This window comes from Marisediminicola sp. UYEF4 (genome assembly GCF_040546025.1).
GTDB lineage: Bacteria > Actinomycetota > Actinomycetes > Actinomycetales > Microbacteriaceae > Marisediminicola.
The window spans coordinates 69,628-87,314 of record NZ_JBEPNA010000003.1; the positions used below are offsets into that span (position 1 = coordinate 69,628).

General features: G+C 68.8%; 19 protein-coding genes, 2 tRNA genes and 1 riboswitch. Of the genes, 11 read left to right on the plus strand and 10 right to left on the minus strand.

The window, feature by feature from the left end:
* Window positions 1-6: 6 nt before the first annotated feature.
* From treZ to glgX, 3 genes are read right to left on the minus strand one after another with little or no spacing between them, the layout of a single operon-like run.
* Window positions 7-1,719, minus strand: a complete 1,713-nt coding sequence (gene treZ, locus ABIB15_RS04715) for a malto-oligosyltrehalose trehalohydrolase (RefSeq protein WP_354475680.1) — start codon at window positions 1,717-1,719, stop codon at window positions 7-9.
* Entirely contained in the window at window positions 1,716-4,088 is a 2,373-nt protein-coding gene (gene treY, locus ABIB15_RS04720) for a malto-oligosyltrehalose synthase (protein WP_354475682.1), read from the minus strand. The genes treZ and treY overlap by 4 nt, the downstream gene beginning before the upstream one ends.
* The gene (glgX, locus tag ABIB15_RS04725; RefSeq protein WP_354475684.1) at window positions 4,088-6,280 is read right to left on the minus strand and encodes a glycogen debranching protein GlgX; all 2,193 of its coding nucleotides are present in this window, start codon (window positions 6,278-6,280) and stop codon (window positions 4,088-4,090) included. The genes treY and glgX overlap by 1 nt, the downstream gene beginning before the upstream one ends.
* Window positions 6,281-6,382: 102 nt before the next feature.
* Between glgX and ABIB15_RS04730 the strand changes: the two genes are divergently transcribed.
* The 6 genes from ABIB15_RS04730 to ABIB15_RS04755 all read left to right on the plus strand — a co-directional run bounded on the left by ABIB15_RS04730 (window position 6,383) and on the right by ABIB15_RS04755 (window position 11,454).
* The gene (locus ABIB15_RS04730; RefSeq protein ID WP_354475686.1) at window positions 6,383-6,844 is read left to right on the plus strand and encodes a GNAT family N-acetyltransferase; all 462 of its coding nucleotides are present in this window, start codon (window positions 6,383-6,385) and stop codon (window positions 6,842-6,844) included.
* Between the two features lie 23 nt (window positions 6,845-6,867).
* A riboswitch (TPP riboswitch) is annotated at window positions 6,868-6,978 on the plus strand.
* Between the two features lie 59 nt (window positions 6,979-7,037).
* Window positions 7,038-7,664: an ECF transporter S component gene (locus ABIB15_RS04735; RefSeq protein ID WP_354475687.1), complete on the plus strand. Its 627-nt coding sequence runs from the start codon at window positions 7,038-7,040 to the stop codon at window positions 7,662-7,664.
* 8 nt (window positions 7,665-7,672) lie between these two features.
* Complete coding sequence (locus ABIB15_RS04740) at window positions 7,673-9,211, plus strand: ABC transporter ATP-binding protein (protein WP_354475689.1); 1,539 nt, start codon at window positions 7,673-7,675, stop codon at window positions 9,209-9,211.
* Window positions 9,208-9,993, plus strand: a complete 786-nt coding sequence (locus ABIB15_RS04745) for an energy-coupling factor transporter transmembrane component T family protein (RefSeq protein WP_354475691.1) — start codon at window positions 9,208-9,210, stop codon at window positions 9,991-9,993. The genes ABIB15_RS04740 and ABIB15_RS04745 overlap by 4 nt, the downstream gene beginning before the upstream one ends.
* Window positions 9,994-9,997: 4 nt before the next feature.
* On the plus strand, window positions 9,998-10,573 hold the full coding sequence (locus ABIB15_RS04750) for a nucleoside/nucleotide kinase family protein (RefSeq protein ID WP_354475693.1): 576 nt from the start codon (window positions 9,998-10,000) through the stop codon (window positions 10,571-10,573).
* Window positions 10,570-11,454 carry a sulfurtransferase gene (locus ABIB15_RS04755; RefSeq protein WP_354475695.1) on the plus strand — a complete coding sequence of 295 codons (885 nt, stop codon included), beginning with the start codon at window positions 10,570-10,572 and terminating at the stop codon, window positions 11,452-11,454. Before ABIB15_RS04750 ends, ABIB15_RS04755 begins: the two co-directional genes overlap by 4 nt.
* A 231-nt stretch (window positions 11,455-11,685) precedes the next feature.
* Here ABIB15_RS04755 and ABIB15_RS04760 read toward each other — a convergent pair whose 3' ends face one another.
* From ABIB15_RS04760 to orn, 5 genes are all read right to left on the minus strand, one after another.
* Complete coding sequence (locus ABIB15_RS04760) at window positions 11,686-12,069, minus strand: metallopeptidase family protein (RefSeq protein WP_354475696.1); 384 nt, start codon at window positions 12,067-12,069, stop codon at window positions 11,686-11,688.
* Entirely contained in the window at window positions 12,069-12,566 is a 498-nt protein-coding gene (locus tag ABIB15_RS04765; protein ID WP_354475698.1) for a DUF2017 domain-containing protein, read from the minus strand. The genes ABIB15_RS04760 and ABIB15_RS04765 overlap by 1 nt, the downstream gene beginning before the upstream one ends.
* Entirely contained in the window at window positions 12,563-12,847 is a 285-nt protein-coding gene (gene clpS / locus ABIB15_RS04770; protein WP_354475700.1) for an ATP-dependent Clp protease adapter ClpS, read from the minus strand. The genes ABIB15_RS04765 and clpS overlap by 4 nt, the downstream gene beginning before the upstream one ends.
* A 55-nt stretch (window positions 12,848-12,902) precedes the next feature.
* A tRNA-His gene (locus ABIB15_RS04775) sits at window positions 12,903-12,978 on the minus strand.
* Window positions 12,979-13,078: 100 nt separating this feature from the next.
* Window positions 13,079-13,702, minus strand: coding sequence for an oligoribonuclease (gene orn / locus ABIB15_RS04780; protein WP_354475702.1), 624 nt, complete (start codon window positions 13,700-13,702; stop codon window positions 13,079-13,081).
* A 73-nt stretch (window positions 13,703-13,775) separates the two neighbouring features.
* Between orn and ABIB15_RS04785 the strand changes: the two genes are divergently transcribed.
* The 5 genes from ABIB15_RS04785 (at window position 13,776) to ABIB15_RS04805 (ending at window position 16,241) form a co-directional block, all read left to right on the plus strand.
* On the plus strand, window positions 13,776-13,997 hold the full coding sequence (locus tag ABIB15_RS04785; protein ID WP_354475704.1) for an SCO4848 family membrane protein: 222 nt from the start codon (window positions 13,776-13,778) through the stop codon (window positions 13,995-13,997).
* Window positions 13,998-14,006: 9 nt separating this feature from the next.
* On the plus strand, window positions 14,007-14,285 hold the full coding sequence (locus ABIB15_RS04790) for an oligoribonuclease (RefSeq protein WP_354475706.1): 279 nt from the start codon (window positions 14,007-14,009) through the stop codon (window positions 14,283-14,285).
* Between the two features lie 53 nt (window positions 14,286-14,338).
* A tRNA-Arg gene (locus ABIB15_RS04795) sits at window positions 14,339-14,411 on the plus strand.
* Between the two features lie 60 nt (window positions 14,412-14,471).
* Window positions 14,472-15,656, plus strand: coding sequence for a glycoside hydrolase family 26 protein (locus tag ABIB15_RS04800; RefSeq protein WP_354475708.1), 1,185 nt, complete (start codon window positions 14,472-14,474; stop codon window positions 15,654-15,656).
* Between the two features lie 258 nt (window positions 15,657-15,914).
* Complete coding sequence (locus ABIB15_RS04805; RefSeq protein WP_354475709.1) at window positions 15,915-16,241, plus strand: GYD domain-containing protein; 327 nt, start codon at window positions 15,915-15,917, stop codon at window positions 16,239-16,241.
* Between the two features lie 156 nt (window positions 16,242-16,397).
* Here ABIB15_RS04805 and ABIB15_RS04810 read toward each other — a convergent pair whose 3' ends face one another.
* Entirely contained in the window at window positions 16,398-17,258 is an 861-nt protein-coding gene (locus ABIB15_RS04810) for a hypothetical protein (protein ID WP_354475710.1), read from the minus strand.
* A gap of 73 nt (window positions 17,259-17,331) precedes the next feature.
* Complete coding sequence (locus ABIB15_RS04815; RefSeq protein ID WP_354475712.1) at window positions 17,332-17,589, minus strand: hypothetical protein; 258 nt, start codon at window positions 17,587-17,589, stop codon at window positions 17,332-17,334.
* Between the last annotated feature and the right edge of the window lie 98 nt (window positions 17,590-17,687).

Here is a 17,687-nt window from a genome sequence, read left to right on the forward strand (position 1 = left end):
GGCGCCTCAGCGGGCGAGGATCACCGCGCTGTGTGCCGGAAGCGAAATCCCGCCGGGGGTCAGCGCCGTCGCCGCATCCGTCGCGAGCAGCACGCGGCCCGAGTGGGGCAGCTCCTGCTCGCTCGCCGCGAAGTTGATCACGATGCTCGCCCCGCCGCGGTGCAGCACGAACCAGCGCGCGTCCTCGTCGAACTCCGCGTCGATCTGCGTGAAACGCGGGTCGGTGAACTCCGGATGCTCCGCACGCAGCCGCGCGAGCGCCCGGTACACGGCGAGCAGCCGCGCATGATCGCCGGACTGCAGTTCGGACCAGTCGAGCTTCGAGTTGGTGAAGGTCGACGGCGCCTGCGGGTCGGGCACGACAGCCGGATCCCAGCCCATCTTCTCGAACTCGCGGATGCGGCCCTCGGCCGTCGCCGTGCCGAGCTCGGGCTCCGGGTGCGAAGTGAAGAACTGCCACGGCGTCGACGCGCCCCACTCCTCGCCCATGAACAGCATTGGCGTGAACGGGCCAGCGAGGGTCAACACGGCCGCTATCGCGAGCTGACCGTAGTCGAGCGACGCGCTCAGCCGGTCACCGATCGCCCGGTTGCCGATCTGGTCGTGATTCTGGTTGGCGACCACGAGGCGCCAGGTGGGCATGTTCTCGGTGTCGACGGGGCCGCCATGGTCCCGCTCGCGGAATGACGAGAAGGTGCCGTCGTGGTAGAAACCCTTGGTCAGCACCTTGGCGAGCGACTCGAGCTTCGCGAAGTCGGCGTAGTAGCCGGTGACCTCGCCGGTGAGGGCGACATGCACGGCGTGGTGGAAGTCGTCGCTCCACTGCGCGGGCAGGCCGTAGCCGCCCGCCTCCCGCGGCGTGATCAGCTTCGGGTCGTTGAGGTCGGACTCGGCGATGAGGATCAGCGGGCGGCCGAGGTATGCGGAGAGGGCGTCCGTCTCCTCCGCCATCTCCTGCAGCAGGTGCTTCGGCGAGGTGTCGATGAGCGCGTGCACCGCGTCGAGGCGCAGGCCGTCGACGTGGTAGTCGCGCATCCACATGGCGACGTTGTCGAGGATGAAGCGGCGCACCTCGGGGGAGTCGAGGTTGACCGACGAGCCCCAGGTGTTCGCGCTGGCCTCGTGCAGGTACGGGCCGAAGCGAGGCAGGTAGTTGCCGCTCGGGCCGAGGTGGTTGTGCACGACGTCCTGGATAACGGCCAATCCGCGCGCGTGGCAGGCGTCGACGAACCGCTGGTAGGCCTCTGGCCCCCCGTAGGTCTCGGAGACGGTGAACCAGGCGACGCCGTCGTAGCCCCAGTTGTGGGTGCCGTTGAAGCCGTTGACGGGCAGCAGCTCGACGAAGTCGACGCCGAGCGAGACGAGGTGGTCGAGCCGGTCGATCGCCGAGTCGAGGGTGCCATCGGGGGTGAACGTGCCGAGGTGCAGCTCGTAGATCATGCCGCCCGCGAGCTGGCGGCCCGTCCAGGCACCGTCGGTCCAGGCGAAGCCCGCGGGGTCGACGTCGCGGGAGAGCCCGTGCACCCCGTCCGGCTGCCGACGCGAGCGCGGGTCGGGCAGGGGCGTCTCGTCGTCGTCGAGCAGGAAGCCGTAGGCGGATGCCGGGGCGGGCGCGTCCACGCTCCACCAGCCGTTCTCGCCCGCGGTCATCGGATGCGTCTGGCCATCGGCCAGCAGTGCGACGGCTCCGGCCCTGGGGGCCCACAGTTCGCGTATCATCGTGCGGCTCCGTTCGGGAGGAGGTCGGTGGGCACGAGCAGCGCAACCGGATAGCGGTCGAGCAGGTCGGACAGCGCGATGGTGCCGCCCTCGAACACCCGCCCGGTGATGACATCGACGACGGGGCGTCCGGCGAGGATGACGGTGGTGTCGCCCCAGCCGCCGGCCCGGTAGAGGCCGACAGGGAGCCGGGTGGCGACGGTCACGACGTCGCCGCGATCGAAGACGATGGCGTGCTTGGCGGCCGACCCGTGCGCCTCGAGGGGCGCGTAGCGGCTGAACAGCTCCTGGTGGTCCCGGCGCAGGCGCAGGGCGCGAGAGACCACGAGGAGCTTCGCGGCGCCGGTCTCGTCGACCTCGGGGAGAACCCCGCCGTCGATCGCGACGAGGTACAGCTGCCGCAGGTCGAAGTCGATGGCGCGGCGGTTGTCGGGGTCGACGAGCGAGGTCTCCCACAGCTCGCTGCCCTGGTACACGTCGGGCACACCGGGGGCCGTGAGCTGGATCAGCTTCGCCGAGAGCGAGTTGCTCCAGCCGGCCGCGGTGACCTTCGCGAGGAGCCCTTCGATGAGCTCGACCACCAGCGGGTTGTCGAACGCGCTGTCGATCAGTGCGTGCATCCGCTGCTCGAAGTCCGCCGACGGAGCCGTCCAGGTGGTGGAGTCACCGGCTTCCCGGGAGGCCTTCTCGGCGTAGGCGTGCAGCCGCTCGCGCGATGCCGGCCAGGCGCCGATGATGGCCTCCCAGAGCAGCACCTCGAGCGGCCCGTCGCCGAGGGGAACCTCCTCGCGGAGCCGACCGAGGGTGGACTTCCACTCCTCTGGCATCTCGGCGAGCACGTTGATGCGCGCGCGCACGTCTTCGCCGCGCTTGGTGTCGTGGGTCGAAAGGGTCGTGAGGGACGCGGGGAAGCTCGCCTGGCGCATCTGCTGGCGGCGGTGGAACTCGGCCGCATCGATCGAGAACTCGGCCGGGTCGGCTCCGACCTCGGTGAGCGACCCGAGCCGGGTGTACCGGTAGAACGCGGTGTCCTCCACGCCCTTGGCCATCACCATGCCCGAGGTCTGCTGGAACCGGATCGCCGCCGGATGCGCGGCATCCGACAGCACGACGAGCAGGGAGTCGATCTCCTCGGCAAGCTCCGGCCGGTGCGCCTTCGCGAGGTCGGACGCCTCGTGGAGGTGCCCGAGCCCCAGCGGAAGGTAGGAGCGGTAGACGGGGAAGCAGGCGAGGAGCTCCGCGAGCGCGTCGGCGGTGCGCGAGATCTCGGCGCCCTCGTCGCCGGTGACCTCCTCGACCGACCGGCCGAGGTCACGTTCGATCCGCAGCACCTCGGAGCGCAGGATGCCGTCGGCGATAGCACGCTTCGTGCCATGGATGAGCTCGGTCCACGACACGACCTCGGACTGGTCGCGCAGCTTCGAGTCGAGCGCGTCGAGCGCGGCCCGACCGTCGGGGTCGATCAGCACCCGGTCGATGTCGGCGAGGGCGTCGTAGCCGGTCGTGCCCGCGGTGGCCCACGACGACGGCAGCCGTTCCTCGCCCTCGAGGATCTTCTCGACGAGCACGTAGGTGCCGCCGGTGGCGGTGGCGAGGTCGTCGAGGTAACCGGCCGGGTCGGCGAGCCCGTCGGGGTGGTCGACGCGCAGCCCGTCGGCAAGGCCCTCGTGGATCCACCGCACGATCTCGACGTGCGACTCGTCGAAGACCCAGGGGGTCTCGACCCGGATGCCGGCGAGCGTGTTCACGGCGAAGAAGCGGCGGTAGTTGAGCTCGGCGTCGGCGCGCCGCCAGTTCATCAGCTCATAGTTCTGTCGCGCATGCACCTCGACGGGCGTCGCGCCGTCGTCGGCGGTGCCGGGCGCGATCGGGAACCGGGTGTCGTAGTACCGCAGCTCGCCGTCCGTGATCGTGAGCTTGTCGAGTTCGACGTTCTCGCCGGCGTCGTCGCCGGCGTCGCCGAGAACAGGCAGGCGCACCTTGCCGCCGCCGAACTCCCAGTCCACGTCGAATGCCTCGGCGTAGCGCGAGTCCTGCCCGTGGGTGAGCAGGTCCCACCACCAGACGCTCTGGGCCGGCGTCTGGACGCCGACGTGGTTCGGCACGATGTCGATGAGGATCCCGAGGCCCAGCGCGCGCGCGGCCGCCGACGCCGCATCCAGCCCCGCCGCTCCACCCCGCGCGGGGTCGATGAGCGAGTGGTCGGTCACGTCGTAGCCGTGGTCGGAGCCCTCCTCCGCCTTGAGCAGCGGCGAGAAGTACAGCCAGTCGGCGCCGAGATCGTGCACGTAGCGCGCGATCCCGGCCGCCTTGTGGAGGTCGAACGACTGCCGGATCTGCAGCCGGTAGGTCGAGATCGGGAGGCGCATCAGGTGACCTTCGGCAGGCTGATCGCTCCCGTGTGCGCCTGGCTGAGCAGGGACGCGGCGACCGAGTGGTCGGGCTCGACCTCCGGGGTGGTGAACGCGCGCAGCACAACGAGGGCCTTCGCGGCGACCGGGATGACCTGGCCGGCCTTGACCGGGGCGCTGTCCGCGCCCGCTCCGGCGGTGTCGACGACGGTCTCCCACTCGGCGGAGTACTCGTCCGACGGCAGGGTGAACTCGACGACATCATCGTGGGCGTTGAAGTAGAGCACGAAGTTGCGGTCGTGGATGCGCTCGCCGCGCGCGTCGCGGCCGCGGATGCCGTTGCCGTTGAGGAATACGCCGATGGCACGGCCGAATCCGGCATCCCAGTCCTCGGGGTTCATCGAGGTGCCGTCCGGGGTGAGCCAGACGATGTCGGGCAGGGGCTCTCCCTCGCCGCGGCGCACGGGGCGCCCGTCGAAGAAGCGGGCACGCCGGAACGTCGGATGCTCCTTGCGGAGCCGGGTGATCGCCGCGACGAATTCGACAAGCGGTGTGTCGGCCCGGTCCCAGTGCACCCAGGAGATCTCGGAGTCCTGGGCGTAGGTGTTGTTGTTGCCCTGCTGGGTGCGGCCGAGCTCGTCGCCGTGCAGCACCATCGGCACGCCCTGCGACAGCAGGAGGGTGGCGAGGAAATTGCGCTGCTGGCGGGCGCGCAGGGTCAGCACCTTCTCGTCGTCGGTCGGACCCTCGGCGCCCGAGTTCCAGGAGCGGTTGTGTGACTCGCCGTCTTTGTTACCCTCGCCATTGGCGTCGTTGTGCTTGTCGTTGTAGGAGACGAGGTCGGCGATCGTGAACCCGTCGTGCGCGGTGACGAAGTTGATCGACGCGACCGGGCGCCGGCCATCCTGCTCGTAGAGGTCGGCGGAGCCGGTGAAGCGCGAGGCGAACTCGCCCAGCGTCGACGGCTCGCCGCGCCAGAAGTCGCGCACGGTGTCGCGGTACTTGCCGTTCCATTCCGTCCACTGAGGCGGGAAGTTGCCGACCTGGTAGCCGCCGGGCCCGACGTCCCACGGCTCGGCGATGAGCTTCACCTGGGAGACGATCGGGTCCTGCTGCACGAGCTCGAAGAAGGTCGAGAGCTTGTCGACGTCGTAGAACTCGCGGGCGAGAGCGGAGGCGAGGTCGAAGCGGAAGCCGTCGACGTGCATCTCGGTGACCCAGTAGCGCAGGCTGTCCATGATGAGCTGCAGCGAGTGCGGGTGGCGCACGTTGAGCGAGTTGCCCGTGCCCGTGTAGTCCATGTAGTGCTGCTTGTCATCTTCCATGAGGCGGTAGTACGCCTCGTTGTCGATGCCCTTGAAGCTCAGGGTCGGGCCGAGGTGGTTGCCCTCCGCCGTGTGGTTGTAGACCACGTCGAGGATGACCTCGATGCCGGCGTCGTGGAACGCGCGCACCATTCCCTTGAACTCCTGCACCTGCTGGCCGAGCTGGCCGGCGGCGGAGTAGCTGTTGTGCGGCGCGAAGAAGCCGATCGTGTTGTAGCCCCAGTAGTTGCGCAGTCCCTTCTCGAGCAGGGTGTTGTCCTGCACGAACTGGTGCACCGGCATGAGCTCGATCGCGGTCACGCCAATGCGCTGGAGGTGTTCGATCACGACCGGGTGCGCGAGGCCGGCGTAGGTGCCGCGCTGCTCCTCGGGCACGTCGGGGTGCAGCTGCGTCATTCCCTTGACGTGCGCCTCGTAGATGACCGTCTCGGCGTACGGGATGCGGGGCGGGCGGTCGCCGGCCCAGTCGAAGAATGGGTTCATGACGACACCGAGCATCATGTGCGCGGCGGAGTCCTCGTTGTTGACCGAGGTGGGGTCGCCGAAGTTGTAGGAGAACAACGACGGGTCCCAGTCGAATTCCCCGGCGGTCGCCTTGGCGTAGGGGTCGAGCAGCAGCTTGTTCGCGTTGGTGCGCTTGCCGTTCTTGGGGTCGTACGGGCCGTGCACGCGGTAGCCGTAGCGCTGGCCCGGCTGCACCTGGGGCAGGTAGCAGTGCCACACGTACGCGTCGACCTCGTGGACTTGAACTTTCGTTTCTGTGCCGTCCTCGTCAAAGAGACAGAGTTCAACCTTTTCAGCGGCCTCGCTGAAGATGGCGAAGTTGGTGCCACTTCCGTCGAATGTCGCGCCAAGCGGGTAGGCCGATCCGGGCCATGTTTCCAATGCAGCTCCTAGTGAAGAGGGGGAAGATAACCGTATCTCGAAACGCGCGACCGGATGCCGCATGGCCGATCCGAGCTGGTCAGTGCGCGGTAATCTGTGCGGATGCTTGTTCTCGCGCCCATCACACGAGACAACCTTCCCGACGCCCTCGGCGTGCGTCTCACCCCTGCCGAATCACACCGCGTGGCCCCGGCCGCGCTCATGCTCGCGAAGTGCCACGACCGGCCCGGGGCCCAGGTCTGGCACCCGTTCCTGATCGCCGAGCGCGGCAAGCCGGTCGGGATCGTCGCGGTGAGCATCGACCGCGACGACAGGCTGGGCGGCGCGCAGTCCGCGTGGATCCACAACCTGCTGATCCAGGCGGAGGCGCAGGGGCGAGGTCTCGGCCGCGCCGCGGTGGCAGCGATTCTCGACTGGCTCGCGTCGGAGCATCCGAGCGTGCGCCGGGTCGGACTGAACGTTCGGGCGGGAAACGACGCCGCGTTCGCCCTGTACAGCTCGTTCGGGTTCGGCGAGGTCGGTCGCACGCGCGACGGGCGGACAATCATGCTCCTCGAGGTGTGAGCGCGCGCCGACCGGCGTATGATCGACTCGAACACGGGAGTCCGGTGAGCCGGGCTGAGAGGAAGCTTCTCCAAGCTTCGACCGTCGAACCTGATCTGGATCATGCCAGCGCAGGGAGGCAGATTCTCTCCGGGTCCAGGCAACCGCCTCGATCCACACCCGTGCCCACTTCATATACTGAAAGGGCACGCCAGTGCAGAACACACTCATCACCACCACGTCTCCGTTCCAGCGCATCAACTACCGGTGGAGGGTCGTCGACATCGTCGTCGCGAGCGTGCTCGGGGTCGCCGCCGCGCTGATCTTCTTCGGCTGGAACCAGCTCTACGCCCCGGTTACCGCCCCCTTCGAGGCGCTGCTGCCCGGATCGCAGGCGCTGCTCTACGGGGTGTGGCTCTTCGCGGGCGTGCTCGGCGGGCTTGTCATCCGCAAGCCCGGCGCCGCGCTCTACACCGAGGTCGTTGCCGCCACCGTGTCGGCGCTGCTCGGGGCCAAGTGGGGCGGGTTCCTCACGATCGAGGCCGGCCTCGTTCAGGGACTCGGCGCGGAGGTCGTCTTCCTCGTCTTCCTCTACTCCAGCTGGAAGGTCGGCGTCGCGATCCTTGCCGGCGCCGGCGCGGGACTGGCGATGGCCATCAATGACCTCGTGCTCTGGTACCCGGGAGCCGACACCGCCTTCCAGGCGATCTACACCGTCTCCGCGATCATCTCCGGTGCCGTGATCGCGGGCCTCGGCTCGTGGCTGATCGTGCGTGCCCTCGCGAAGACGGGTGTGCTGAGCCGGTTCGCGTCCGGCCGGGACGCCACCGCGCGCGCCTGAGAACGCGCATGGCCGCCCCGCCGCTCACGCCCCCGGAGGGCACCGCCGCGCCGACCCGCGCGACGGCATCCGGACGCGCGCGCGGCGGCCCAGCTGCTGTCGGTGCGGCGGGCGGGGCGTCGGTCGAGGCGATCGGCTGGGGTTGGCGGCACGCGAGCCGCGCGGCGTGGGCCCTCCGCGGGCTCGACCTGCGCATCGAGCCCGGCGAGCGCGTGCTGCTACTCGGTGCATCCGGCGCGGGCAAGTCCACCCTGATGCACGCCCTCGCGGGTGTGCTTGGCGGCCCGGACGAGGGCGATAGCGAGGGGCGGTTGCTCATTGACGGGGCTGAGCCGGAGAGCGCTCGCGGCGGCGCCGGACTGGTACTGCAGGATCCGGATTCGCAGGTCGTGCTCGCGCGTGTCGGCGATGACGTGGCGTTCGGATGCGAGAACCTCGGCGTGCCGAGGGACGAGACCTGGCGCCGCGTGGCCGACGCCTTGGATGCTGTGGGTCTGGACCTGCCCCTCCGGCATCCGACGAGCGAACTGTCCGGCGGTCAGAAGCAGCGCCTGGCGCTCGCCGGGGTTCTCGCCATGCGCCCCGGACTCCTGCTGCTCGACGAGCCGACTGCGAACCTCGACCCCGATGGGGTGATCGAAGTGCGGGACGCCGTCGCGCGGGTGCTCGCCGGGTCGGATGCCACCCTCATCGTGATCGAGCACCGCGTGGACGTGTGGTGGAAGCTCGTCGACCGCGTGATCGTGCTCGCGCCGGGCGGAGGAGTGCTCGCCGACGGCCGTCCGGACGACGTGCTCGCGCGCGAGGGCGCCGCGCTCGCCGCATCTGGCGTCTGGGTGCCAGGGCACGCACCCGAGCCGCCGGCCCGAGTGGGGTTCCGCGGCCCCGAGCTCGTACGAACCGAGGGGCTCGCCGTCGGGCGCCGGCCGGGCGTCGTGCTCCGCTCGGGCATCGACCTCCGGATCGACGCGGGGCGCTGCCTCGCGATCACCGGCCCGAACGGCACAGGCAAGTCGACGACGGGGCTCACTCTCGCCGGGCTGATCCGGCCCGCCGCCGGCACCGTGGATGCGAGCGGTATCGCCGATGGCCTCGGTGCCGCGCCCCTCGCGTGGAAGTCGCGCGAGCTCGTCACCCGCATCGGCACGGTATTCCAGGATCCCGAGCACCAGTTCGTCGCCGGCACGGTGCGGGCCGAACTCGCCGTCGGGGCCCACGCGATCGGGCTGGACGCCGCGGAGACAGCGCGCCGAATCGACCCGCTGCTCGAGCGGTTGCGGCTCGGCAGCCTCGCGAATGCGAACCCCTTCACCCTCTCCGGCGGCGAGAAACGCCGACTGTCGGTCGCGACGGTGCTCGTCACCCGCCCCCGGCTGCTCGTGCTCGACGAGCCGACCTTCGGCCAGGATGCCCGCACCTGGCGTGAACTCGTCGCCTTTCTCGCCGAGCTGCTCGACGCGGGCAGCGGGGTTGTCGCTGTGACCCATGACACGAGGCTCGTCGACGTGCTCGCCGACGACGAGTTGCGCCTGGAGGTGCGATCGTGAGCGTGCTCACCCCTCAGGCGGGCACCCAGGCGATCTACCGGGTGAACCCGGTCGCGAAGCTCGGGGCCACCGCGATCCTCAGCATCGCACTCGTGCTCAGCATCGACTGGGTGTCGGCGGCCGTCGCCCTCGCGTTCGAGAGCATTCTGTTCCTCTTCGCCGGGCTCTCGCTGCGCCGCTTCGCCCTGCGCACGCTCCCCGTGACGATCGCCGCCTTCTTCAGCGCCGTCACGATCCTGCTCTACGGCCAGCCCTCCGGGCGCAGCTACCTGCAGTTCCTCCTCATCAACGTGACCGACGGCTCGATCGAGCTCGCGCTCGCCACCCTCCTGCGCGTGCTCGCGATCGGGCTGCCCGCGGTCGTGCTGTTCGTCACGGTGGATCCCACCGACCTCGCCGACGGCCTGGCCCAGGTGCTCCGCCTGCCCTCCCGGTTCGTGCTCGGCGCCCTCGGCGGGCTGCGCCTCGTCGGCCTGTTCATCGACGACTGGAAGTCGCTCGAGCTGGCCCGCCGGGCCCGGGGCATCGCCGACCGGGGACGGCTGCGCCGTTTCGCGGGCCAGGCGTTCGCGTTGCTCGTGCTCTCGATCCGCCGCGGCTCCAAGCTTGCGACGGCGATGGAGGCGCGCGGCTTCGGTGCGTCCCACCGGCGCAGTTGGGCTCGCGAGTCACGGTTCGGTGCGGCAGAGGTCGCGCTGCTGCTGATCGGCGGTGTCGTCGCCGTCGTGTCGGTCACGGTGTCGGTCGCGACCGGGAACTGGAATTTCATTGCCGGCGGCTGAGCGGTTGACGGCCGAGCCGATCGCGGCGGTCTTCTCCGCGCTCGCGGCCGCCGCGACGCCGGGCCGGCGGCCCGTCGTGCTCGTCGACGGCGGATCCGGGTCCGGCAAGAGCACGCTCGCGCGGCTGCTCGTCGCGCAGTGGGCCGCGAATCGTCCGGGGGAGAAGGTCTCCCTCGTGCGGCTCGACGACTTCTACCCCGGCTGGGACGGCCTGGAGGTCGCTGCCCGGCAGGTCACCGACGACCTCCTGGCGCCGTTGGCCGCCGGTCAGCCGGGCCGCTGGCGGCGCTGGGACTGGACCAACGGGGCGCACGCCGAGTGGCACAGCGTCGATCCGGCGTCCGCTCTCGTTGTCGAGGGCTCCGGCGCGCTCGGCCGCGCCAGCCGCGCGCTCGCCACGCTCGGAGTCTGGGTCGAGCTGGATGCCGACGAGAGACGCCGGCGGGCGATCGCCAGGGATGGCGAGGCGTACGAGCCCCACTGGGACCGGTGGGCCGCGCAGGAGGCACGGTTTGCCGCGCGGGAGCACCCCGACCGCCTGGCCGACGTCGTGATCGACGGCCGTAGCATTGCCCCGTGACCCCTACGCCTGTATCCCCGTCCCCGTTCATCACCGCCCGCCAGCTCGCCCTCGCCCTCGAGGCGCCCGATACCCGGCCGGCGGTGTTCGACGCGAGCTACCTGCTCGCGAAGCCCGCGTTCGACGGCGACTACAGCTCAGGACCCGCCGAGTCGGACTGGCTCGAGGCGCATATTCCCGGGTCGAGATACGTCGATATCGCCCGGCAGTTCTCCGACCCGCGAGGCGCGACCCATTTCACGCATCCTGAGCCCCAGGCGATCGCCGACGAGCTCGCCCGCCTCGGCGTCGCACGGCACAACCCGGTGGTCGTCTATGACCAGACCCAGACGATGTTCGCCGCGCGGCTCTGGTACCTGCTCCGCTGGATCGGGGTGGATGCCCGTGTTCTCGACGGCGGCCTCGACGCGTGGCGGGCGGCGGGGCTACCCGTGCGCTCCGGGCCCGCGGCGGCCCACGAACCGGTCGACGGCTGGCCGGTCAGTGGGGAGGGGGCAGCCTGGGTCACCAAGGACGAGCTGGCGGAGCGCAGCGAGACCGACTCCCGCCCGCTCGTCTGCGGGCTGCCGTCGGCGAGCTTCACGGGCGCCGACACGTCGCGGTACTCCCGCCGGGGGCGCATCCCGGGCAGCGTCAACGTGTCGTCGCGCGACCTGTTCGCCGCCGACGGCACCGTGCGGGGAGAGAACGAGCTGCGAGAGGCGTACGTCGCCGAGGGTGTCACGGGAGAGGAGGAGGTGCTGCTGTACTGCGGCGGGGGCATCTCCGCGACGGCGAATGCGCTGACCCTCGCCGAGCTCGGTGTCGTCGCAGTGCGGGTCTACGACGGATCACTCGAGGAGTGGTCCGCCGACCCTGTCCTGCCGCTCGACCTCGGCTGACGCGCGGAGGCGGCGGATCCCGGCGTCAGGTCCATTGCCGGCCACTCCTGGCTGACGGACTCCCTGTATCGCCAAAGTCGGAACTCGGCCAGCGCTGCACTCCAGATGGCGCGAAAACGCCGGGCTGAGGGCTCCACGTCCGACTTTGGCGACAGGTGACGGGGCGCGCCGACCCCGACTGTGGGGTAGGCGGGGCATACGCCTGTGGATCCGGGGGAGTCCCGGCGGGGCTCAGGCCCAGCCGAGCTCGTGCAGGTGGTCGTCGTCGATCCCGTAGAAGTGGGCGATCTCGTGCACGAGCGTCACGTGAATCTCGTCCTTGAGCTCGTCGAGATCGGCGCAGGCCGCGAGCAGCGGCTCGCGGTAGAGGATGATCCGATCGGGCAGCTCGCCGAAGCCGTAGCGGTCGCGCTCGGTGAGGGCCACGCCGTCGTAGAGGCCGAGGATGTCGAGGGAGCCGTCCTCCGGCCGGTCCTCGGTGACGAAGATGACGTTCTCGAGCCCGTCGATCATGTCGTCGGGCAGCTCGTCGAGTTCAGCGATGACGAGCACCTCGAATGCCGCCGCATCGATCGTCGCCGGGTCGATTGAGGCGTGCTCCTGTTCGTCGGCCATCAGTCTTCCAGCGCGCTCACGAGTGAGTCCTGCACGAAACCGAGCCAGTCGTACACATCGGTGAGCATGAGGGCCTCCTCGTCGTCGTCCGGACCGAGGTCCCCGTCGTCGGTGATGCCCAGCCGGGTTGCGAGCACGAGCCGCACGTCGGTGAGCGACCGCAGCCAGGCGCCGATGGAGGCCGCATCGAGGCGAATCGTGGATGGCCCGTCGGCATCCGCCGCCTCCGCGCAATCGGAGATCAGGATGCGGGCGTTGCGCAGCTTCTTCTCGGTGAGCTCATCGGCGGTGAACCGGCGGAACTCTGCGGAGGCCTCCGGGTCGTCCGGGTAGGCGTTCGGCAGGAGGCGCAGGATCGCAAGATCTCCGGCGGCCCCGCCGCGCTGCTCGTCGAGGAGCCCTGCGACCTGACCTGCCAGCTGGGCGAGTAGCGCGGCCTCGACGGGTTCGAAGACGGCGCGCACGCTGCCGTCGCCGGCCGGCTCGAACGCTCTCACGCGTCGGCCTTCGTGAGGGTCGCCCACAGCCCGAAGTCGTGCATGGCCTCGACGTGCCGTTCCATCTCCTCGCGACTGCCGGTCGCAACGACGGCGCGGCCGTCGTTGTGCACGCGCAGCATCCGGATCTCGGCCTCCTCCCGGCTGAAGCCGAAGTAGCTGCGGAAGACCCACTCGACGTATGACCTGAGGTTCACCGGGTCATTCCAGACGATCGCGACCCACGGGGAGTCGAGCGCGGCCTGCACGGTCGTGTCGACGGACTCGGCGGTGAGGGTCATGCGGGAACCCTTTCAGGACAGCGAAATGGCCCCACCGAAGCGGGGCCATTCCGATTGGGGTGAACGACGGGGCTCGAACCCGCGACTTCCGGCTCCACAAGCCAGCGCTCTACCAACTGAGCTACGCCCACCATGCGTCGTGATCGCTTTCGCTTTCGTGACAACTAGACCATCGTATTACACGCGAGGCACCCGGTGTGCACGCGTCGCCCGATTGCCCGGCCGGAGGGGTCAGTCGAGTTGCGTCGGGAAGCCGTCGGTGACGGTCGAGGAGATCAGCTGCACCTGCTCCGTCGTCGGGCCGGGTTCCGGCACGAAGGCCGCGAGGCGGTAGTACTGCAGTTCGCGGATCGACTCGAGGATGTCGGCGAGCGCGCGATGGCCGCCATTCTTGGCCGGCGCGTTGAAGTAGACGCGCGGGAACCAGCGGCGGGCGAGCTCCTTGATCGACGAGACATCGATGCTGCGGTAGTGCAGGTGGGCGTCGACGCGCGGCATGAACTTCGCCAGGAAGGCACGGTCGGTGCCAATCGAGTTGCCGGCGATGGGAGCCTGCTGCGCGGTCGGCACGTACTTGAGGATGTACTCGAGGATCGCGAACTCGGCGTCGGCAAGGCTGACCCCGTTCGGCACCTCGTCGATGAGCCCGGATGCGGTGTGCATCCCGCGCACGAAGTCGCCCATGTTCTCCCAAGCCGAGCGGTCGGGCTTGATGACGACGGCGAGACCGGGGGCGATGGGGGTGAGATCGAAATCGGTGATGACGACCGCGACCTCCACGATTTCGTCGGTCGCGAGGTCGAGCCCGGTCATTTCGCAGTCGATCCAGACGAGACGATCGGTAACAGAGGCCATGCGGCGAGTCTACCGGCGAGCACCGGCATCCGAGGCGGCAGGCCACCCCGCCGGGGCTGCCTAGGCTGGTGTCATGACGATCACCCTCGCCGTCCTCCTGCTCGTCAATGCGGCATTCAACCTGCTCGTCTGGCCCACGTTCTACCGTCGAGTCGCGCGCGACGTGCGCGCGCGGGATGCCGCGGGGCGGGCGACCCGCTTCCTCAAGGTGCACGCGGTGCTGATCGGACTGGCGCTCGTCATTGCCGCCGTGTCGGCTGTGGCGGCAATCGCTTCTCTCGTCGGCGCGTGGTAGTAATGCAGCATGACTGAGAACATTCCCACGCTCGCGCACGGCGACGAGTACGTCGTGATCTACACCGGCGGACCGAACGATGGCCAGACCGACCGTCGAATCAGCACCGACGGATCCTGGGACAAGGAAGTCACCGTTCTCACTGCCGTTGATGGCAAGGAGACGCTCGAGAACTACGACGTCGTGTCCTGGAAAGAGGTCGGCGGCATGGTGCACGTCACCTACGCCTGGGACAAGGACCAGAGCGAGCCCTCCGACGACCCCGAGGACCGCGGCGGCCGCCAGTAGCCACCGGCGAGGGCCCGAAAGGGCCCTTGCGGTATCGTTGAAGTGCCCTACACGCCTCCGTAGCTCAGGGGATAGAGCAGGAGCCTTCTAATCTCTTGGTCGCAGGTTCGAATCCTGCCGGGGGCACATGATTCTTCGAGTTGTCCCGGTCTCTGCTGATAGGCGTGCCGTGTAATCTGAAGCGCGATGCACAACCAAGTCAAACGGGGTCACCGCCGGGCTCTTCGCGCAGCGCTCGCCGGTGCACTCGTCTTCATGGTCGTCGGTTGTGCTGATCCCTCGTCGCCCGTTGCGTGCATAGTCCCGTCAGCAGCGGAGGCCATTCCTGCTGAAGGTGTCCTTGTCGGAATCAATCCCGACTGGGAGAAACGTTCACTCGAGCAGTATGCGGCGGCCATGGGCCATCGGCCGGCGGTGGCCGTCTCGTTCGCCGATGTGCCGATGAGCGCTACTGACACCAGAAACGTGGTCGCTGCTGGCGAGCAGGTGGCCCGGAATGGTGGCATGTTGCTGCTCACACTCGAGCCCAAACTCGGGCTGCGTTCCGTCACGCCCGCCGTTGCCGCCGACGTCGCCACGGTCGTTTCCTCGATGGAAGACACTGGGACGACGGTGGTTGTGCGCTTCGCGCACGAGATGAACGGGTCGTGGTACGCATGGGGGCAGCAGCCTGCGCAATACATCGCCGCCTTCCGGACGCTGGCTAAGGGCCTGCGGCAAGGTACTCAAGCTACGGCGATGATGTGGGCCCCCAACTATGGTGGCGGATATCCGTTTACTGGTGGCGCCTTCGAAGCGCAAGCTGGTACCGACGAATTCGTCTCCCTCGATACAGACGGTGACGGCGCCCTCACCGAGGCCGACGACCCCTACGCCGCGTACTACCCGGGCGACGACGTCGTCGGCTGGGTCGGCATGTCCCTCTACCACTGGGGTTCGACGCACCCGTGGGGTCAGAACGAGATGCCCGAGGTTGGCAAGTTCGCGCAACAGCTCACTGGCGAGTACAACGGTCTCGACGGCGACGAGACCCAAGTGCCCAACTTCTATGCGCTCTACGGCGCAGACAAGAACAAGCCGGTCGCCATTCCGGAGACAGCTGCCTTCGTTGTCTATCGCGGTGACGTGGCCGGCGAGCTCGCGATTAAACGGGCATGGTGGCAGCAGATCTTTTCCGAGAAGACAGCGACCGAGCTGCCGGCACTGCGCATGATCAATTGGTTCGAGTGGAAAAAGTTCGAACCCGAAGTAGGTGAGACCGTGGACTGGACCATCCTGTCCGACACGGCGACCACGGAATTGTTCGTTGCAGATCTTCCCTCGTGGGCTCAGTTCGCATCCGAGCCCCAGGACTGCAACTCACAGGATTAGATCTGCCACACGGGGTCACTTCCTCGTCCTCGTGTGTGGCCGGCACCACAAGCTGAACCTCGCTTCAAGCCCGCCGCTGGCGATCTGCGACGGCGGCGTCGCCGGTGCGCTGGGCGTCACGGCGGCGGGTGCCGCGTATGCCGACGAGATGCCCCGACGTCGATCCCGGGCGTCGAGATGTGACCCATTGCCGGGAGGGCAGCAGGCTGCCATTCTGGGCGAATCCGCACTTCCGACGGCGAACGAGAGGAACAGGCGATGCCGCTCTATCTGACAAAGTTCAGCTGTACAACCCAGACTTGGGCGAGGCTGATCAACAACCCGGAAGATCGCCGGAAGGCCGCCGAGGCGTATATCGGATCGGTCGGCGGGAAACTCCATGGATTCTGGTACGCCTTTGGCACCCACGACGGCTACAACGTGTGGGAGGCCCCGGACAACGTGTCCATGGCCGCGGTAGCACTGGCTATCAGCGAAGGCGGCGCACTGAGCTCCTTTGAAACGACAGTGCTCTTGACCGTCGACGAAACGATGGACGCCATGCGGAGAGCCGGGCAGATTAAGTACCGGCCTCCCGGCACATAACTCCTTCGGGGCCCCGAGCGATGGACTGCCCTCAGCGTCCGCCGCCCAGGGCCGCGCGCTCCCCGCCCCCCTCGATGCACCGGCTTGGGCGGCCATCGGTGGCCGAAACTGGCAGGATCGGTTGAGGGAGGAGCCGCTCCGGTGCGCTGAGCGGGGTCAGTACTTTTCGCCGTCGTCCCCGACACGCGGCGGGTTTATCCGCTTCGTCACCGTGTTGGCCGTGACGGGTGAGTAATGAGCCTCGTCGAGGCGGTTGCCGTCGTCGTCGAATGTGTCCTCGTTTGACCGACGGGCTGGTTCGATGAGCTCGGGAGTCCCGTCGGCGCCGCGCGGGGTCTCCTGCTGGGGGGCTGTGGCCGGGACCGGAATCGGGGCTGGGGCCGCGGGCGCGAAGGCGCGAGGCTGTGCCGCGTCGGCCTCCTGCTGCGACGGCTTCACAGTCGAGATAGGGCCGGTTTCGGAGGCCACCTGCGCGGCGGCCCAGGCCTGCTGCTGGGAGACGATGTCGTTCTTGTTCTTCGAGTCCTCGTACGCCCACAGGTCGAGATCGTTCTTGAAGAGCTTCTTCGCGCGGCCGGGCTTGCCCTGCCAGGTCACCATGCGGTCGCGGAACTCGATCAGCGACTGCTCTGCCTGAAAGCTGAACGACACCGAGTCGCGCTTCATGCTCGTGATCTCGTGTGCGGCCCAGTCGGCGGCGAGACTCGAACCGGGCACCGCCAGCAGGCGCACGCGCACGTCCGCCTCGCTCGCCACGTGGTCGGCGTGCTGCTGCTCTGGCACGCTCAGGGTGTTCCAGACGGATGCGCGGCGTGCCGCACCGATCATCGTCGCGACCGCTGAGACACGGTTTTCCCGGTCGTTGAGCGTGATGAGGCGCTTCGTCGAGCCGCGACCGATCAACGCCGCGACAATACCTGCGACGAGGATCGCGAGGAATGGGATGATGACGTTGCCCATCATCCGCTCGCCATCAGCCGATTCGAACCATGCGAGAAAATCGTTCCAGAGCTCCATGGGGGCAACATAACCCGAACTCGGGATCCGGCGGCCCACCGCACGCGAGTGTCATGAGAATCGCGGAGGGCGACTACCGGGTGCGGAAGCACTCCACGGCGTCGTCCATCGCCCAGAACTCCCCGTCGATGAGCACACGCCGCTGCACGGACAAGAACCGTTTCGCGCGGTACCGGGTGCCACCTGGCGTGGTGACCAACTCGACGTAGCCGATTAGTTCGCCGACCGGGCGGACAACCCGCCACAGGCCGTCGTTGACTCGCACGAGGTTGAGTCCCGGTACCGCGGTGGCGCGGGATGCCGGGGCGGCGCGGTGTTCGATGGTGCGCATGAGGTGCCTTCCTGTCTGCCGCCCGGCCCAACGGTCTGTGTGCACACGACGGTAGGGGAGGCCGCCGACATTGGTCGGCGCGGGGCGCTTCTCGCCGG

What these genes read in the sequence shown, in the direction of transcription:
- treZ (WP_354475680.1), bottom strand. Translation starts at nt 1,719, where the DNA reads ATGATACGCGAACTGTGGGCCCCCAGGGCCGGAGCCGTCGCACTGCTG.
- treY (WP_354475682.1), bottom strand. Translation starts at nt 4,088, where the DNA reads ATGCGCCTCCCGATCTCGACCTACCGGCTGCAGATCCGGCAGTCGTTC.
- ABIB15_RS04730 (WP_354475686.1), top strand. Translation starts at nt 6,383, where the DNA reads ATGCTTGTTCTCGCGCCCATCACACGAGACAACCTTCCCGACGCCCTC.
- ABIB15_RS04740 (WP_354475689.1), top strand. Translation starts at nt 7,673, where the DNA reads ATGGCCGCCCCGCCGCTCACGCCCCCGGAGGGCACCGCCGCGCCGACC.
- ABIB15_RS04760 (WP_354475696.1), bottom strand. Translation starts at nt 12,069, where the DNA reads ATGGCCGACGAACAGGAGCACGCCTCAATCGACCCGGCGACGATCGAT.
- clpS (WP_354475700.1), bottom strand. Translation starts at nt 12,847, where the DNA reads ATGACCCTCACCGCCGAGTCCGTCGACACGACCGTGCAGGCCGCGCTC.
- orn (WP_354475702.1), bottom strand. Translation starts at nt 13,702, where the DNA reads ATGGCCTCTGTTACCGATCGTCTCGTCTGGATCGACTGCGAAATGACC.
- ABIB15_RS04785 (WP_354475704.1), top strand. Translation starts at nt 13,776, where the DNA reads ATGACGATCACCCTCGCCGTCCTCCTGCTCGTCAATGCGGCATTCAAC.
- ABIB15_RS04790 (WP_354475706.1), top strand. Translation starts at nt 14,007, where the DNA reads ATGACTGAGAACATTCCCACGCTCGCGCACGGCGACGAGTACGTCGTG.
- ABIB15_RS04800 (WP_354475708.1), top strand. Translation starts at nt 14,472, where the DNA reads ATGCACAACCAAGTCAAACGGGGTCACCGCCGGGCTCTTCGCGCAGCG.
- ABIB15_RS04805 (WP_354475709.1), top strand. Translation starts at nt 15,915, where the DNA reads ATGCCGCTCTATCTGACAAAGTTCAGCTGTACAACCCAGACTTGGGCG.
- ABIB15_RS04810 (WP_354475710.1), bottom strand. Translation starts at nt 17,258, where the DNA reads ATGGAGCTCTGGAACGATTTTCTCGCATGGTTCGAATCGGCTGATGGC.
- ABIB15_RS04815 (WP_354475712.1), bottom strand. Translation starts at nt 17,589, where the DNA reads ATGCGCACCATCGAACACCGCGCCGCCCCGGCATCCCGCGCCACCGCG.